The sequence below is a fragment of the Calidifontibacillus erzurumensis genome (assembly GCF_013303125.1).
Classification (GTDB): Bacteria; Bacillota; Bacilli; order Bacillales; family Bacillaceae_J; genus Calidifontibacillus; species Calidifontibacillus erzurumensis.
Window position 1 is genome coordinate 19,044 of record NZ_JABTTE010000030.1, and the last position, 17,515, is coordinate 36,558.

Consider the following 17,515-nt stretch of genomic DNA (forward strand, 5'->3'; position numbering starts at 1 on the left):
TGAAACTGGTTTCAACATTGTTACAAATGATTGATCTTTTTATCTATATTTTTTTATACATTATGACAATTGACAGTTCTTTCTTACAAAGTTATACGATTATTGTTTCGAAATGGTTTCACCTAAACGTAATTTTTCTGCAATTTCATCAATTTTTCGCAAGCGATGGTTGATGCCGGATTTACTTATTTGACCGCTGGAAACCATTTCTCCTAATTCTTTTAAAGTAACGTCTTGATAAGCAATTCTTAGCTCAGCAATTTCGCGCAGCTTTTCAGGCAGGAAATCAAGACCGACCGTCTCTTGAATATACCGGATATTTTCTAATTGGCGAACGGCTGCACCGATCGTTTTATTTAAGTTTGCTGTTTCACAATTGACGAGACGATTCACTGAATTGCGCATATCACGAACAATGCGGACATCTTCAAAATGAAGGAGTGCTTGATGGGCGCCGATAATATTTAAGAACTCGCTAATTTTTTCCCCTTCTTTGATATACGTAATAAACCCTTTTTTTCGTTCCAATGTTTTCGCATTTAAATTAAAAGAATTGATCAGGTCACAAAGCGACTGATTATGTTCTTCATAAAGCGAAAAAATTTCTAAATGATAGGAAGACGTTTCAGGGTTATTAACAGAACCACCTGCCAAAAAGGCGCCGCGCAAGTAAGAACGTTTACAGCATTTTTTTGATAGAAAATTTTTTGAAATAGTTCGAATGAATGTAAAATCTTCTCCAAGTATGCCAAGTTCTTGTAAAATTTCTTTTGCTTGCTGAACCATCCGAACGATATAAACGTTATTTTTTTTCAAGCGCATTTTTTTGCGCACTAAAAGTTCCACTGGTATGTTGTACTCCCGTTTCACAAGAGAGTAGATTCGTCTGGCAATCGCCGCATTTTCTGTCTGCACATCGATGGTGATCTTTCGATTTGCGAAGGACATCGAACCATTCATGCGGATCAATGCAGAAAGTTCGGCTTTTGCACAGCAATCTTTTATTTCCAAATTCGTTAGCTCTTTTTTCGTTTCAGAAGCAAAAGACAACTTAGCACACCTCCCTTACAATAATGAATAAATGACGCGGGCAATTTTTCTTGTATCATGACGAATAACGCCTTGTTGGATTTGCACTAAATCTTCGTTAATAATTTGCAAGCCAAAAGTTTTCAACTTTTCTACATCATATCGAACGGGCTCGGCATTTTGAAGAGCGTACCTTTTTAAAATTTCCTTTGGCAAGTCCGCGTCATTCACGATAATGTAATCTAAAAAATTGCATTGTAAATGATCATAAAGTGCTTTTACATGGTCGCTTGCACTAAAGCCCATCGTTTCTCCCGGCTGCGTCATGATGTTGCACACATATATTTTCTTCGCTTTCGAGCGGCAAAGCTGTTCACCAATTTTTTTAACGAGTAAATTCGGCAATATACTTGTATATAAACTTCCAGGGGCAATGACGATCAAATCTGCTTGTGCAATTTCTTCTAATGATTCAGGAAGCGGTTCAACATTGTGCGGTGATAAAAATACTCGTTTTATTTTTTTATTAGCATTTGGAATTTTCGATTCTCCGGTCACGATTGAGCCATCTTCTAATTCGGCATGCAAAATAATTCCCCGGTTTGCAGCTGGCAAAACTTTTCCTTTTACATTCAGCACTTTGCTCATTTCACGAATTCCGCTGACGAAATCCCCGGTAATATTCGTCATGGCCGCGAGCAGCAAATTCCCTAAAGCATGACCTGATAATTCACTGCCATTTTGAAAGCGATGCTGAAATAGGCGGACGATCAATGGCTCAACTTCTGATAATGCTGCAAGCACATTACGGATATCTCCAGGAGGCGGAATTTGCAAATCATTGCGAAGCCTGCCGGAGCTCCCGCCATCATCAGCAACGGTCACGATCGCAGTGATATCGAGAGGATAATTTTTTAATCCCCGCAGGAGGACAGGCAAGCCTGTTCCCCCACCAATGACTATAATTTTCGGAAGTTTTTTCAAATCCATTTCATTACCTTTGTCCTTTTCGTTTTTCAATATCCCGATGACTACACTTCACAACATATTCATTTTCAAAACATTTTCCAAGATACTCAGCAAGTGTAACAGAACGATGCTGTCCTCCCGTGCAGCCGATCGCAATAACTAACTGACTTTTTCCTTCCCGCTTGTATTGCGGCAACATATATGTCAATAAATCAACCAATTTTTCAAGAAATTTCTGTGTTTCCGGCTGTTTTAAAACATAGGAGGATACTTCTTCATCCAATCCAGTTTTTGGACGAAGGGCATCAATATAATGTGGATTTGGCAAGAAGCGTACATCAAAAACTAAATCTGCATCAATCGGAAGCCCATATTTAAAGCCAAAGGAAATGATATTGACGGTAAAAGTTTGCTGTTTTCCTTTCGCATAATCGTTAATAATTCTTTCCCTAAGCATTCGTGGTGTAAGATTCGATGTATCAATGATCTGTTGGGCTCTTCCTTTGAGTTCATCAAGAATTTCCCGTTCAAGCATAATTCCCTCGAGCGGGAGCCCGCTTTTTGCCAATGGATGTGACCGTCTTGTTTCTTTATAGCGGCTGACTAACACTTGGTCACTCGCATCTAAAAAGAGAATTTGCGGATTGATCCAATTCGCTTCACTCAAACTGTCAATCGCATCTACTAGTGAGTCAAAAAACTCCCTGCCGCGCAAATCCATCACAAGCGCTATTCGATTCATTTTATTTCCAGACTCTTTAACTAATTCCATAAATTTCGGCAATAACGTTGGCGGCAAATTATCAATACAGAAGAAACCTAAATCTTCGAAACTTTGAACAGCTACAGTTTTCCCTGCACCGCTCATTCCGGTTATGATCACCATCTGCACTTCTTGATTACCAATACTCATTTTATTTCCCTTCTTTAACAAAATTCATCCTGATGTATTTCTCGCCTTGATGTATATAGCTATGAAGATTCGCATAAAATGAAGCAAATAAGTCGCTTGTGAAGTATATTTCAACGTTCTGTTACTTATGCTTTCGGTGGATCTAAACGGTATGAAAGAAGCTCAAACTCCGGTGTATACATGAAAGTTCCATAAACCGTTCCATTTCCATTCAAGCAATGCTCTATAATATGGTAGTCGCCAGGCGCCATTGGCAGCTTATGCACATCATTGACCGAATGCCAACGAATAATGCCCTCCCTAGATTCATCATAATTGACGCCATCAAACTCATCGGCGACAAACGTAAACATCATCCACTCGGAAGTGACTTGATCGTTTTCTTTAATATTAATTGTAAAGATTCCTTTCACAGAAGGATTTTTTAGACGAATACCTGTCTCTTCATAATATTCACGGATGACTGCTTCTTTGATAGACTCGCCTAGCTCCATCTTTCCACCAGGAGCCACCCACCAGCCTCGGCTTGGCTTTTGCAGAAGCAAAACTTCATCACCTTTTCTCAATACACAATTTGTAATTCGCTGCAATTGATATCACCTCTTTTACCGATCAAACCTTTACCAATATTACAATTATACTACTATTATGTAAAGGTAACAATTTGCCTATAGAAAAAGGCATAAAGGAATCTTTATGCCTTATTGGATACTTGATTTAATTTTTCATTTAATTCTTCAATATAATGTTGAGCACTTTGAGCAGCAATACTTCCGTCACCAGTTGCTGTTACAATTTGGCGCAGCATTTTTTCACGAACATCACCGGCTGCAAAGATGCCAGGAATTTTTGTTTCCATTAAATCATTTGTTTCAATATATCCATTCTCGTTCGTAATTCCAAGGCTTTTAAAAGGTTCGCTTAACGGTACAAGACCGATATATATAAAGACTCCATCTGTTTTGAAATCGCGTTGTTCACCTGTTTTTACATCTTCAATCACAATGCTTGAAACTTTTCCATCTGTTCCTTTAATTTCTTTCGGAACGTGATTCCAAATAAATTCCATTTTTTCATTTTCAAATGCTCGTTTTTGTAAAATCTTTTGTGCCCTGAGCTCATCCCGGCGATGGATCAAAGTAACTTTGGAAGCAAAACGTGTTAAATATAACCCTTCCTCAACAGCTGAATCGCCGCCGCCGATCACTACTAATTCTTTTCCTTTAAAAAATGCTCCATCACAAACAGCACAATAAGACACGCCCCGACCGCTATATTCTTTCTCTCCAGGGATATTTAAATTTTTATGGTGAGCGCCTGTCGCAATAATAACCGCTTTCGCTTTATATTGTTTATTTCCGCAATCGACAATTTTGTAAGGATCTTCATTGATTATTTGCTTTATTTCTCCATACGCATATTCTGCGCCGAACTTCTTCGCATGTTCAAACATTTTTGTTGATAATTCAGGTCCTAAAATAGAATCATAGCCTGGATAATTTTCAACTTCTTCAGTATTAGCCATTTGTCCGCCAGGAATTCCACGCTCGATCATTAATGTTGATAAATTCGCTCTTGATGTATATACAGCTGCTGTCATCCCGGCAGGTCCTGCCCCAGCAATGATGACATCCCAAATTTTTTCTTCGCTCATTTTAAGACACTCCTTTTATTTTTCGGGGCTTCATATACCCGTAACCCTATATACAATCTTCTTTCTTTAGTCTAGCGAATTTGTATTTTTTCGTCCATTGAAATGCTCATATGAGCTGCTCACTAGCGTAATCGATATATTTGTCAAAAGTTGATGTTGATATTCCATATTTATCTGCTAATTGCTTTTTCGTCACTTTATGCCCTTCTGCAAGCAAGCAGCCGAATTCGATAACAGCTGCCCAAGCATGGTGATTTTTAAAGCTAATTGGCTCGTCAAATGCACCTACCATGACACGGAACCAAAATAAATAAAATTTTTGTTCGAGCACCTCCGGCCAAGTGCTAAATTCTGAAATCGTGTCAATGACATGACCTGCATCGATGACGCGTTCAGAAACTGGGGCTTTTTCATTCGTTAGTTTGCACAACATTAATTTTGCAAATTCTTTAAGAATTGGATTTTCATCTTCGTTTTGTAAATATTCATTAATTTCTTCAAGGGCTGTCATATTGCCTGTTTTCATTAATAAAAGCAATAAAAGCAGCTTCTTTTCGATGCACATATCAGATTTAAACGTATAAATGATTGCTTCATACATTTTAAGCTCATGCTGGCCTATATAGTTATAATTTTTGGACCATGGTTCTGTTCCTTGTTTATCCGGATTCAGCTTCACGACTTTTTGCCAAATTTCTTTTGCAAAATTTTCGTGGTTTGTATAAAAAGCAGAAATGGACAGCCAGTAATAAAATGCGCCATCTCCTTCATAGCCATGTTTATAGAGCCAGCGCAGCCAAGTGTAGGCACTCTCATATTGACCTAATAAAGCAAAAGTCACTCCAAGTTTGGAGCGATGGTCCATGTCAATCGGATGAACAGCTTTCAATTGTTCCACAAGATCAGCTACATCTTTTTCACGCCCAAGATAATAATAGAATACAGCTAAATTGCAAAGAGCGTGAAGGTTTCCTTTGCTTCTTTTTAGAACGTCTTGCGTTATTTTTACAGCTTTTTGAACATTTCCTAAATAAAATTGAGCAAGAGACAAATTATTGTAGGCAGACCAAAACTCAGGATATTCTTTCACAATTTTTTGCAGCATATCGCTCGCTTCTTCGAGCTTTCCTTGTTCAAGAAGTTCCCTTGCAGTTTCCTGTCTAATGATTAATTCGTCTTCCTCGCTGTGAATATCAAGCTCATTCATTTCAATGCTTAATAAATCAAGCAATTCTTCAGTGTCCTCATAAAATTCCCCATCAGGAGCAAGTGTCAAATACATATTGGCATATTTTTTAGCTTCTTGAAATAATCCTAAATGGGCGTAGTTATTAGCAAGGAATGAATAGCATTCATACATGTTCGGATCGAGTTTTTCAACGACATCCAACAAAAGGGCATTTGCTTTTTTATATTCCTCAAGTTCCGACAGGACAATTGCAAGCTGGCATAAATATTCAGCTTTTTTCGGATTAAAATGGATTGCCCTATGCAAATATTTTTTTGCTTTATTTAAATCGCGCTGCCGGTAATATTTCAGACCTTTATTAAAAAAATGCTCCCCATCTCGAACAAATTCGACAATTTCTCCATACTGATTTTTTTTAGAATCATTATATGGCGATTGAATTCGTTCATCTTGTTTCGTTGAATTAGGGTCAAGTGTTTTAATTTCCATATTACCTCCATAGGTTTATATAATTGTGTCAATAACTTGACAGCTTATCAAAGCTATTGAAAACAATTACCTATTGAAACGAATCTATTATTCAAAAAATTGTTAGAATATTTGACGATATAAGTATAACATAATTTAGCATTAGATGGTTGTTGATATTTATGTATTCAGGTCATTTCTTTGCATGTTGATGTTAATAGTGGGATAAAATTTGAGGCGGATTTTAAGGAATTGTTTAATTATCCAATACCCACGTGCGTAAACAAACCAAACGATAATACATTTACAGAATTTATAAAAAATGTTATACAGTGTGTTTTTTTAAGTTATATTAGGAAAATTTTTGACAAAGAGATGACTACATATTTTTTGTGCGATTTTTGATGAACAACTCGAATCATCCCTATTTTTGTTGAAGTTTGAATGTTTGGTGTTGATTGGAAGGTTTACTCGATGATAGTTGGAACAATAAACTGTCGGTAATCCTGATAGACTAATGTCTTACCTTCGTTTTGCAGAACAGAAGTTGAAATAAAGAACTTCTTCTAATGGGCACGACTATAAAGAGCATGTTGAAAATACCTTTTTAGTTCCGAAGGCTCGTCCCTCCACTTGTTTTTGACGCTTTCTAAAAGGGTTTTCTATAAAAATTCGAAAATTATTTTATATCTGTTTCTTCTTTATTATTTTTCTATTTAATTCGATTTAGTTCACGAAGCACTGTTTCTTGCTCTAATGAACGTAATGCCAATGAAGCAAGAATTTTATCTTGGCGGTCTTGTATTTTTTTTATAGATGCCAACTCCCCATGAATTTTATGAACATCCATAGAAAGTGCTTCTAATTTCGCATCTGTTTCTTCTTGACGATGGAGTATCGCTTTTACAATTTCATTATTTTCTTTTAGACCAGCTTCAAGGGTATCTAATCTTGATTCAAACGATTTTTGCCTTGTTTCAAGGGACTCAAACTTTTTTTCAAGTGATTTTTGTCTTGTTTCAAGGGACTCAAACTTTTTTTCAAGTGACTTTTGCCCGGATTCAAGCAATTTTTGTCCAGATTCAAGCGATTTTTGTCCAGATTCAAGCGATTTTTGTCCAGATTCAAGTGATTTTTGCCCAGATTCAAGTGATTTTTGTCCAGATTCAAGTGATTTTTGTCCAGATTCAAGTGATTTTTGTCCAGATTCAAGTGAGGCTACTCGACTATTTAACATTTTTAGTTCCTGAAGGATTAAGTCTAGCTTGTTTTCCAAAATTTTTTCTCCTTTCACTATTATTTTTTAAATCTAAACCAAATTATAACGTAAAAAATTGCATCTATTCTACCAGTTTTATCACAATGAAAAAAATTCTTTATTTTAGTGGTGGGCGGTAGAAAATATACATGTATGGAGCAATATAAGAACCTTTTTCGATTCATTAATGGTGGAGGAGGGCATCCGAGATTTCACCTAACTTTAAAAGGGACAGTCCCCCTTTGACTGTCCCCATAATTCAGAGAGGAACCAACCCTCTTCATAGACCATTAAGCTTTTGTAACCACTTGCTTGGCGCTTTTTAAATGTGCGCCAAAAAATCTTTTTAATTCACTAATTAACTGTTGGAAGACAGGATGTTCATGATACATAAAGTCATTATGTTTCCCGTTAATGACGTATAGCTCTTTCGGTTCATTTGCTGCTTCATAGAGCGCCAGTGATTCATCAATTGGATGGAGCAAGTTATCTTTTCCATGCGCAATAAATAATGGGCAGGTAACATCGCCGACGACTTTTTCTACATTTAATTCCATAATAGATTCTGTAAATTGAAGTTGCGTCATTTTTCCAAATGCCGTTAATGGCGCTAATTCTTGATCAACATAATCTTTCGTTGCTGGATCTAATGGATAATGAATAAATGGATCGGCATATTGAGATTGTCCCGTTGTCACACGGCGGATCCGATCTTCTGCAATGACCTTTTTAATTTCGATCCAGTCTACATACGTATGAATCGATCTTAACCAACGTTCTCCGTTATAAAAACCGTTCAGTGCGGCAACTGCCTTCACACGATCATCCATAGCAGCGACACGCACTACATTGGATCCACCCATTCCCCAGCCAATTAAACCAATTTGCTCTGGATCAACTTCTTCCTGAATTCGTAAAAATGTAATAGCATTACGAATATCTTGTACCTGTTCATCTAAAATCACTCTTCCCTGTTCTCCTTCACTATTGGCAAACCCTCTATAATCAAAACCGAGGCACACATATCCTGCTTCCGTTAAATTTTTTGCAAATAGTCTTGGATAAAATTCGTTAAATCCTTGATAGCCAGAGTTTGGAATGATTGCTGGCCGCTTTTCTCCCGGTTGATAATCATCCGGCAAATAAACGGTTCCTTCTAATTTACAACCTTCACTATAAAAATAAATTTGACGTTCTTTCATCGTAGATACCCTCCAGCAATGTTTATATTTTTCTGATCAAATGTGTGAACTCTTTCAAATTTGGTAATTTATCAATCTCGTAAATCATTTCATACAGTTCTTTGCATCTTTCATGGCCTAATAATGGCTCAACTAAGCGGAAAAATTTCTCTTTCTTTTCATCGATTGTTAATGGAAAATCCCAATCACCTTTAGCTTGAAGAGTTTCAGATCGGTATATTGTCCCATCTTGCATAAACACTTCGATTCGACTGAGAGCTTTCTTCGGAAACTTGCGATTCAACTGTTCACTAACGTTTACTTCTATTCGATCCATTATTTCCAGCACTTTTGGATGATCTAGTTGATTGAGGACTTGGTCAGGTCCAACCTCTTGAAATACTAGGTATGATGCTAATGGAAAGCTTAAATTATATTGGGCCTCTTCTGTATTTCTAGGCTTACTAGTTGGTAGACTTGCTGACTCTGTAAACGTATAAATCTTTATTTTCATTACTTCTTCACTTGAAATTGGGTGCTGCTCCATGAGCATTTTTAAAGCTTCAATAGCTGGTTGGGCCCATCTACAACAAGCAAATGGCTTAAAATAAAGCTCTTCGACTCTGTATTTCACTCCTAAATCATTAGCAAAATCAGCCGCTTCATCAAAAGAAAATAAAGATGGAATCCCTGTAAATCCTTCTTTTGCTAAATAACTAGCACTAATACCTGTCATACATCCCCAGCCGATCCCATCCTTAACCATTGATGGGTGTTCAATGCATCTCATCATAGGTGAGTAGGTCGATTGATATTCTGCAATTCCAAGAGCATGCCCGATCTCGAGTTTAGACAAGTCTAATATTCTACTAACACCTGCTGTCGCACCGAGGGCTCCCCATGATCCTGTGCAATGATATTCAGGGCGAACTTTGTGGGCAATGATTCCAGCGCGTATGCCGACCTCATAACCAATTAAAAGCGACGTTAAAAACTCCTCCCCTGAACAATGAAAGTCTTCTCCTGCAGCTAAAACGGCAGGAAATACGACGGCACCAGGATGACCTTTTGTTAATCGGTGCCCATCATCGATATCCAATGCATTGGCCATTGTTGCATTCACAAAAGCTGCCCCAATAGGACTTAGCTTTTGTGACGATAAAAAGATTGAACTTTCTCCTTCCTTCCAATGGTTGCAACTAAATTGTTTCACTTTTTTGACTGCATCTGTCGCTGAACCAGCTAAAGCACTTGCTACTACATCAGCTAATGCATTTTTTAATGAAGCAAGTATCGTTTTGTTTAAGCGGTGAATCGATTCGTTTTTTATATAATCGATGACAATCGTTTTCATATTCGGCACCTTTATTGCACTAACCCTTGTTGTTGCAGCCATTCACGGGCAACAGTTGAAACTTCTTTATGTTCTACATCAACACTGTAGTTTAATTCCATCATTGTTTCAGTATCTAATTTTCCGGCAATCGTATTCAATAATTCTGCAACTTCAGGGTATTTATCAATAATTTCTTGTCTGACAACAGGTGCAGCATTATAAGCTGGGAAAAATAATTGATCATCCTCTAAGGCAACTAAATTAAATCCTTTGATCCTTCCATCCGTTGCAAATCCTACAGACACATCCACCTGTCCATCTTTTAGCGCATTGTAAAGGAGACCAGAATCCATTTTGACAACATTTTTTGCAGGGAATTTAAACCCATAATGTTTTTCTAAACCTTTAATTCCATCTTCACGTGCATAAAATTCTGCATTGGAAGCAAATTTCAACTCATCTGGTTTTTCATTCATGTATTTCGCTAAGTCGCTAATTGAATGGATTCCTAGCTCTTCCGCCTTTTCTTGCTTCATTAAGATTGCATAAGTATTGTTAAAATTAGCTTTATTTAGCCATGCAAGACCATTCGCTTTATCCGTTTCTTTTACTTTTTCATAAGCAGCTTCCGGGTCTGTTTCAACTTGCTGCTTTTGAAAAACAACTAAAGCTGTACCCGTGTATTCCCAATACATGTCAATTTGTCCATTTTCTAAGGCAGAACGAACGACGGTGCTTCCCATATTGCTTGCTTCTTCAACTTCATAACCATTTTCTTTTAAGTAGATTGAAGCAATTTTTGATAAGATTTGTTGTTCAGTAAAATCTTTTCCGCCTACAACTACCTTGCCTTTTACTTCTTCAGATCCTTTGCTGCTATCTGTTTGAACATTGGTAGATGATGAATTACATGCGACAAGACTTGAAATCAACATGAGCCCGATTAAAACGATCATTAACTTTTTCATTTATAAAACCTCCTTCATTTTCATCATTTAAGCAATGTCTAAATCTCGTTGTAATCCTTTTGGTACAATGACTTTCTCTAGTTTCCCTAAAATAAAATCAATAAAAACAGCTAAAAAGATAACGGGTACTGCTCCTGAAAGCATAATACCTGTATCATATAATGCGATCCCTGTAAAAATAAGGTCCCCTAAACCACCTCCTCCAATTAAAAATGCTAAAGCAGCCGTACCAATATTGATTACAACTGATGTTCGGATGCCTGCGATAATGGCATAAGCAGCATTTGGCATCTCTAATTTCCATAAAATTTGCCTTTCGGTCATTCCCATTCCTCTACCAGCGTCTATAATAGATGCATTCACATTTTCAATGCCTGCCACTGTATTACGAAGAATTGGCAATAAGGAGTTGATCCAAAGAGCAAAGATCGCCGTTTGCCAGCCTAATCCTAAATAGCTCATGACAAGAGCCAGAATAGCAAGGCTCGGTACGGTTTGACCGATATTGGCAAAGCTCATAACAATTCCTTCTAATCTTTTAAACTTTGGTCTTGTAACTAAAATGCCTAGTGAAACTGCCACGATAATAGCTAATCCAGAGGAGATGCTGACAAGCTTTAAATGCTGGCCTGTTAAATAAAGAAGATCTCTAGGATTATCTATAATAAACTGGAAAGAACCTGTAAAATAAGCCCAAGCTAAAAAAGCTAAAATGATCAAGTATAAAAATGCACGTATGATTTTTTCAATATTTTTGTCATTCATCAAGACACCTCCTTATCTTACAGCTGTCAATTCATTCGGATGGATATCGGTTAAAATCTCAAAATCAGATATTCGGATGACACCAATTTTTTTATGATTTTCATCAATGACCCACGCTTCTCCCGTAGGGGTATCTAAAATAAATGAAAGCGCAGTTCTTAAGTTTTCATTGATTGATATTGTTTGTGTAATTAAATCAGCCCTTCTTCGCGATCTTGTTGAAAAATCTTCAAGCTTTGTGATAAGATCTTTTACCTTCAATAACGTTAAACGTTTTAATGCGCGGTCCCCTCCAATGAAATCACGGACAAAATCATTTTTCGGATTTGATAAAATGTCATCAGGTGTACCATATTGCATTAATTCTCCTGTGTTAAATACGGCAATCTTATCTCCGAGCTTAATGGCTTCATCAATATCATGACTAACGAATAGAATCGTCTTTTTTACATCTTGTTGAATGCGCAAAAATTCATTTTGAATATGTTCGCGAATAACTGGATCTAGTGCACCAAAAGGTTCATCCATTAACATGACTGGGGGATCCGCTGCCAAAGCTCTAGCAACTCCTACCCGCTGCTGTTGTCCTCCTGATAGTTCATAAGGGTATCTCTTCCGATATTCATCCGGATGCAAGCCCATCATTTCCATTAATTCATTGTACCGCTTCCGCATTTTCTGCTGGTCCCAACCTAGCATTTTTGGAACAACGCAAATGTTTTCTTCAATTGTCATATTTGGAAAAAGACCATTTTGTTGAATAACATAACCGATCGATCTTCGGAGCATAATTTCATCGACTGAATTAACATCTTTTCCATCGACTTCGATCGTTCCGCTTGTAATGGAAATTAACCGGTTGACCATTCGTAACAAAGTTGTTTTTCCGCATCCGGAAGGCCCAAGAAATACACAAATTTCTCCTTCATTAACATGAAAGCTAATATTATCGACCGCTTTGACCTTTTTGTCACCGCTTTCATAAATTTTAGTGACGTTTTTAAAATTGATCATGAAAACCCACCTTTCTATTATGTTCTTACTCCTTTTCTAGAAAGCTTCTTTTGCAATTGGCCTAAAATATAATCAATCGCTATAGCTAGAATGGATACTGATAGCGCTCCTACTTGTACCATCGTTGCATAACTCGTTGATATCCCTCGAGAAATATATACGCCAAGTCCACCCGCACCGATATAAGCTGCAATTGCGCCTATACCGATCGTCAATACAATCGCCATTCGAATACCAGCCATGATGACTGGGAACGCAATCGGAATTTCCACTTTGTATAACCGCTGCCATGTTGTCATTCCCATTCCTATCGCTGCATCTCTTATATTGGCATCAACATTTTTAATGGCAATGTACGTGTTGCGAATGATTGGCAACTGGGAATATAAAATTAATGCTACGATTGCTGGCAAAAATCCAATCCCTTGATTAATTAGTGAAAAAATAGGGATCATAATTCCAAATAAAGCGATACTCGGAATTGTCATAATAATGCTAGCAACCGCTAAAACTAAATTCGCTAATGTCTCCCTTTGTGAAATATAAATTCCGAAAGGTACACCCGTTAATACAGCAATTCCTACAGCTAGCCCAACTAATTTAATATGTTCGATTGTTAGTTTTACTAGCTCTAACCAATTCGTTTGAACAAATGTCAAGATGTCCACCTAAAGCACCTCCTCAAGCAGTCATTTTTTAACCTTTCTCTTTGACTATTAATATTGCAAATACTGTGCCAACTTTTTCAGCCCAGTATTCCCGAATTTTCAGAATATGAGTAAAAATCTTTATAAATGTTGTAAAAATTTTTTTACAAATCGATATAATGAAACGGTTCAGACTACTTTTCTCGAAAGATTTCTAGGTTCATGACAAACATGTTTGAAGAGATTACCTAAATAGTTCATAATCTTGGGCCTGAATCAGCTAATAGCAGGCCCATAAAATATGATTGAATCTTGAGCTTGAATCAGCCAATAACAGGTTCCTAAAATGATTGAATCTTGAACACAATTCAGCACATAGCAGGCCCCAAAAAATGAATGTATCTTGAGCACGGTTCTGCAAATTGCTGGTCCCTAAAAATGATTGAATCTTGAGCATGGATCAGCAATAGCAAGTTCCTAAAAATGATTGAATCTTGAGCACAATTCTGCACATAGCAGGTCCTAAAAATGATTGAATCTTGAGCATGAATCAGCAATAGCAACTTGCAATAAAAAAACTGCTCCCCTGTTAGGAAGCAGTCCAACTTCTTCATCCTATTTTGAAAAATATTTATTCATCTTATAAAGAAGGCTTTGTCTTGAAATACCAAGCTTTTTCGCTGCTGCTGCCGGTTGACCGAGCCCTTCATCCAATGCTTTTAAAATCAACATTTTTTCTATTTCTTCTAATTGTTGAGGTAGTGACAACGTTCTATCTTCCAAAGTAGAAACTCCTAAAAGACTTTCTTTTTCCTCCCTAATTTCTCTTGGGAAATCTTCAATGGACAGCTCTTCATTTTGACATAAAACTGCCGCCCTTTCGATTGCATTTTGAAGCTCACGAACATTTCCCGGCCATGAATAGTTTTGCAATAATTTTATTAACTCTTTTGGAGCATGAAATTTTCGATTATATTTTTGCCGATGATAATCCAAAAACTTTTCAACTAAAAGCGGAATATCATCTTTTCGTTCCCGTAAAGGAGGAACATAAATATCAACGATATTTAATCGGTAATATAAATCTTCCCTAAACGTTCCTTCTTCCACCATTTTTTTTAAATCACGGTTCGTTGCTGCAATAATTCGTACATCCACCGTTATTAATTGATTACTGCCGACACGCATGAATGTTTTATCTTGTGTGACTTGCAGAAGCTTTGCTTGAAAAGATGGGGAAATTTCCCCAATCTCATCTAAAAAAATCGTGCCGCCATTGGCTGCTTCAAACTTACCTTTCCTACTCGTAACAGCTCCGGTGAATGCTCCTTTTTCATGTCCAAATAATTCACTTTCTAATAATTGCTCTGGAATCGACGAGCAATTCACCGCAATAAACGGACGGTCTTTCCGATCACTCAGTCTATGAATGGCTTCTGCTATTTTACTTTTTCCCGTACCGCTTTCTCCTTGTAACAAAACGCTCGCATCGGTCGGGGCAACTCTTTCAATTAATTGAAAGATTCTTTTCATAACTGCGCTCGTTCCAATTAAATCATTGGTCGTTTCAGCAATCTTAAGCCTTTCTTTTAATAATGCATTTTCTTGTTTCATCTGCAGCCATTCAAACGCTTTTTCTATTAATATGATAATCTCATTTAATTTCACTGGCTTTACAATGTAGTCAAATGCACCCGCCTTCATCGCAGATACAGCATTTTCAACATCTCCAAAGGCCGTCATCATGATAAAAACTTTGTTCGGGTAAAGCTTCACAAAATCTTGCAATAAATCCAACCCCGATACATCAGGCAGCCTTACATCAAGAAATACAACGTCAGGGTCATATTCAAAAATTTTTTTCCTTGCTTCTTGGCCATTGGCAGCTGTCACTACATCATACTCTTTTTTCGTCAAGGATGCTTGAAAGATTCTTAAAATTTTAGATTCATCATCAACGAATAAAATCCGATTCTTCATTAGTCTCCCTCTCCTTTCAAGCGGATATTTTTGGGAATTGAACCGTTATCGTTGTGCCGTCTTCATCGGAAGATGCTGATATTTTTCCGTTATGCTGACTTATAATCTCATAAGCAATAGCAAGACCTAACCCCGTTCCTTCTTTCTTAGTCGTGTAAAATGGTGTAAAGATCCATTCTAATTTTGATGGTGGAATACCAATTCCTGTATCTTCCATTTCAATGACCCATGATTGCTCTTGATCTACTATTCGAATCATTAAGTTGCCGCCCTCAGGCATCGCTTGAATACTATTTAATATAATATTTAAAAATACCTGTGTTATTTTATTTGGATTCGCCATGATCATGACTTGTTCGGAATCATAAGATTGCAAGACGTGAATATTTTTATCATTCAATTGATTTTTTAATAAAGACAAGAGTTCATTTAATACTTGAACAACATTCGTTGGAACTAGATTTTCTTTTTCTTCTCCCTTCGCCATTTTCAGAAACTCTGTTAATAAATGATTCAACCGGTCAGTTGTCTCTAGAATATCATCTGCCATTTCATTTACAAAAGATGTATCTTTGATATCTAATTGAATAGCTTCCGCTGCAGCTTGAATAATACTTAATGGATTTTTAATTTCATGGGCAATGCCTGCTGTTAATTGTCCAAGTGCAGCTAATCGTTCGGTCTGTTTCAAGTATTCTTCTAATTTTTTTATTTCGCTTACATCCCTTAAAATAATAATCGCACCGATAATTTTTTTATCTTCTCCAGTAAATAATGAAGAGTAAATGCGGATCACATGTTTCTTTCCACTTTTATCATAAATATAACTTTCCAATTCATTAATTTGTTTTCCTTCTTTAATCGTTTTCCAAGCAATGAAATCATCGATAGATTTTTTAAGAGGAAGATCGATCAATAACTTGCCAATGGCTTCTTCCCTGTGAAAGAGGGTTAATTTCTCTGCTCCTTTATTAAATGTCATAATTTTTCCGTCTTTATCAATCGTAATGACACCATATGGAATCGATTCTAAAATGTAAAACAATCGCTGTTCTTTGCTTTGTAATTCTTTGGCCATTTCATCCATGGTGACCGATAGTTCTTCTAATTCATCTCCTGTTTTTAACGGCTCATAATGTGACTTTTTCCCTTCTTTATAAATCCTCGCTTGTTTTATTAAATGAATAATAGGCCTTACAACTCTGGAAGTCCCAAGGATCGTTAACAAAATCGTAATCAATAATACGATGATAAATCCTTGTAATAATAGTTTTTGAATTTGTACGGTTGGAGCCAAAGCTTGGCGGATCGTTTCTCCTACGATTAAACCATAGCTGCCCGCTTGAATAGGGCGATACGCCATTAGCATATATTTACCGAAAATCGATCCTTCCCATACACCAACCCGCTCTTTTTCTAAAAATTCTCCTAATGGGTGATCTGAAATTTGCTGTCCAATAAAGCTTTCATTTGTATGAGCAAGGATGACACCTTTCCGGTCGACTAATGCATTGATGCCTTCAAGCCCAATTTTCACTTGCTTTAAATATTCTGATATAACATGCAAATTAACATAAGAAATGACAGCACCTTTATAGTCCCCTTTGTCATTAAGGAGTGGATAAGCGATTGCAATCGTTCGCCGCCCATCATCTAAAGTGATTAAATTGGAAATATAGTGCGTTTTACTCCACTTCAGACGATCAATAATTTGGTGCATGGAAGCAGAGCTAGAATGAACATTAGGAATCGTCGCAATCGCATGTTCATTTTCGTCTACTACATTGATAAATAAATAAAATGGGTTTTTCGTAAGCACTCTTTCAATTTCAGACACATATAATTCTTGATTATTATACGCATCTTCTTTTACAAACTCGGATATGACGCGCGTATCATTAACCATCTTTTCAAATAGGAAACTTGTTTTACTACTAATCGATCTAGCTAATAATTCATTACGGTTTTCAATTTCTTTCCGCATTGATTCTTTCATCACATGGACGGTTAAGTAGTACACTGATGTAAGCGCTGTCACAATAACGATCAAAGTTACAAATAAATATTTTTTCGTTAATTTGGATTGAAATATTTGGTTCAAGCGTACACTCCTTTTCAAAAGTAGTTGTTTGTATCGCAAACTA

General features: G+C 36.8%; 15 protein-coding genes. All 15 read right to left on the bottom strand.

The annotated features are described in order from the left end of the window. Positions 1 to 99 precede the first annotated feature (99 nt). Positions 100 to 1,050: a DNA-binding protein WhiA gene (whiA, locus tag HR057_RS15610; protein ID WP_173732370.1), complete on the bottom strand. Its 951-nt coding sequence runs from the start codon at positions 1,048 to 1,050 to the stop codon at positions 100 to 102. A gap of 15 nt (positions 1,051 to 1,065) precedes the next feature. Continuing rightward, positions 1,066 to 2,019 (bottom strand): gluconeogenesis factor YvcK family protein, encoded by a 954-nt coding sequence (locus HR057_RS15615; protein WP_329955898.1) that lies wholly within the window; start codon positions 2,017 to 2,019, stop codon positions 1,066 to 1,068. Between the two features lie 4 nt (positions 2,020 to 2,023). Then, a complete protein-coding gene (gene rapZ / locus HR057_RS15620; RefSeq protein WP_173732371.1) occupies positions 2,024 to 2,911 on the bottom strand; it encodes an RNase adapter RapZ in 888 nt (295 codons plus the stop codon). Positions 2,912 to 3,036: 125 nt separating this feature from the next. Next, on the bottom strand, positions 3,037 to 3,501 hold the full coding sequence (locus HR057_RS15625; RefSeq protein ID WP_173732372.1) for an NUDIX hydrolase: 465 nt from the start codon (positions 3,499 to 3,501) through the stop codon (positions 3,037 to 3,039). 104 nt (positions 3,502 to 3,605) lie between these two features. Beyond that, positions 3,606 to 4,565 carry a thioredoxin-disulfide reductase gene (trxB, locus tag HR057_RS15630; RefSeq protein WP_173732373.1) on the bottom strand — a complete coding sequence of 320 codons (960 nt, stop codon included), beginning with the start codon at positions 4,563 to 4,565 and terminating at the stop codon, positions 3,606 to 3,608. A 106-nt stretch (positions 4,566 to 4,671) separates the two neighbouring features. Next, on the bottom strand, positions 4,672 to 6,243 hold the full coding sequence (locus tag HR057_RS15635; protein ID WP_173732374.1) for a tetratricopeptide repeat protein: 1,572 nt from the start codon (positions 6,241 to 6,243) through the stop codon (positions 4,672 to 4,674). Between the two features lie 691 nt (positions 6,244 to 6,934). Continuing rightward, positions 6,935 to 7,498 carry a hypothetical protein gene (locus tag HR057_RS17180; RefSeq protein WP_230474491.1) on the bottom strand — a complete coding sequence of 188 codons (564 nt, stop codon included), beginning with the start codon at positions 7,496 to 7,498 and terminating at the stop codon, positions 6,935 to 6,937. Positions 7,499 to 7,770: 272 nt separating this feature from the next. Then, on the bottom strand, positions 7,771 to 8,682 hold the full coding sequence (locus tag HR057_RS15645) for an alpha/beta hydrolase (protein WP_173732375.1): 912 nt from the start codon (positions 8,680 to 8,682) through the stop codon (positions 7,771 to 7,773). Between the two features lie 22 nt (positions 8,683 to 8,704). After that, on the bottom strand, positions 8,705 to 10,015 hold the full coding sequence (locus HR057_RS15650; protein WP_173732376.1) for an MmgE/PrpD family protein: 1,311 nt from the start codon (positions 10,013 to 10,015) through the stop codon (positions 8,705 to 8,707). A gap of 11 nt (positions 10,016 to 10,026) precedes the next feature. Next, complete coding sequence (locus HR057_RS15655; RefSeq protein ID WP_173732377.1) at positions 10,027 to 10,965, bottom strand: glycine betaine ABC transporter substrate-binding protein; 939 nt, start codon at positions 10,963 to 10,965, stop codon at positions 10,027 to 10,029. Between the two features lie 27 nt (positions 10,966 to 10,992). Further along, positions 10,993 to 11,730 (bottom strand): ABC transporter permease, encoded by a 738-nt coding sequence (locus tag HR057_RS15660; protein ID WP_173732378.1) that lies wholly within the window; start codon positions 11,728 to 11,730, stop codon positions 10,993 to 10,995. 12 nt (positions 11,731 to 11,742) lie between these two features. Next, positions 11,743 to 12,744: an ABC transporter ATP-binding protein gene (locus HR057_RS15665; RefSeq protein ID WP_173732379.1), complete on the bottom strand. Its 1,002-nt coding sequence runs from the start codon at positions 12,742 to 12,744 to the stop codon at positions 11,743 to 11,745. A 17-nt stretch (positions 12,745 to 12,761) separates the two neighbouring features. Further along, the gene (locus HR057_RS15670; RefSeq protein WP_173732380.1) at positions 12,762 to 13,412 is read right to left on the bottom strand and encodes an ABC transporter permease; all 651 of its coding nucleotides are present in this window, start codon (positions 13,410 to 13,412) and stop codon (positions 12,762 to 12,764) included. A 594-nt stretch (positions 13,413 to 14,006) separates the two neighbouring features. After that, on the bottom strand, positions 14,007 to 15,371 hold the full coding sequence (locus tag HR057_RS15675; protein ID WP_173732381.1) for a sigma-54-dependent transcriptional regulator: 1,365 nt from the start codon (positions 15,369 to 15,371) through the stop codon (positions 14,007 to 14,009). Positions 15,372 to 15,387: 16 nt separating this feature from the next. Then, the gene (locus HR057_RS15680; protein WP_173732382.1) at positions 15,388 to 17,472 is read right to left on the bottom strand and encodes an ATP-binding protein; all 2,085 of its coding nucleotides are present in this window, start codon (positions 17,470 to 17,472) and stop codon (positions 15,388 to 15,390) included. Positions 17,473 to 17,515: the final 43 nt, after the last annotated feature.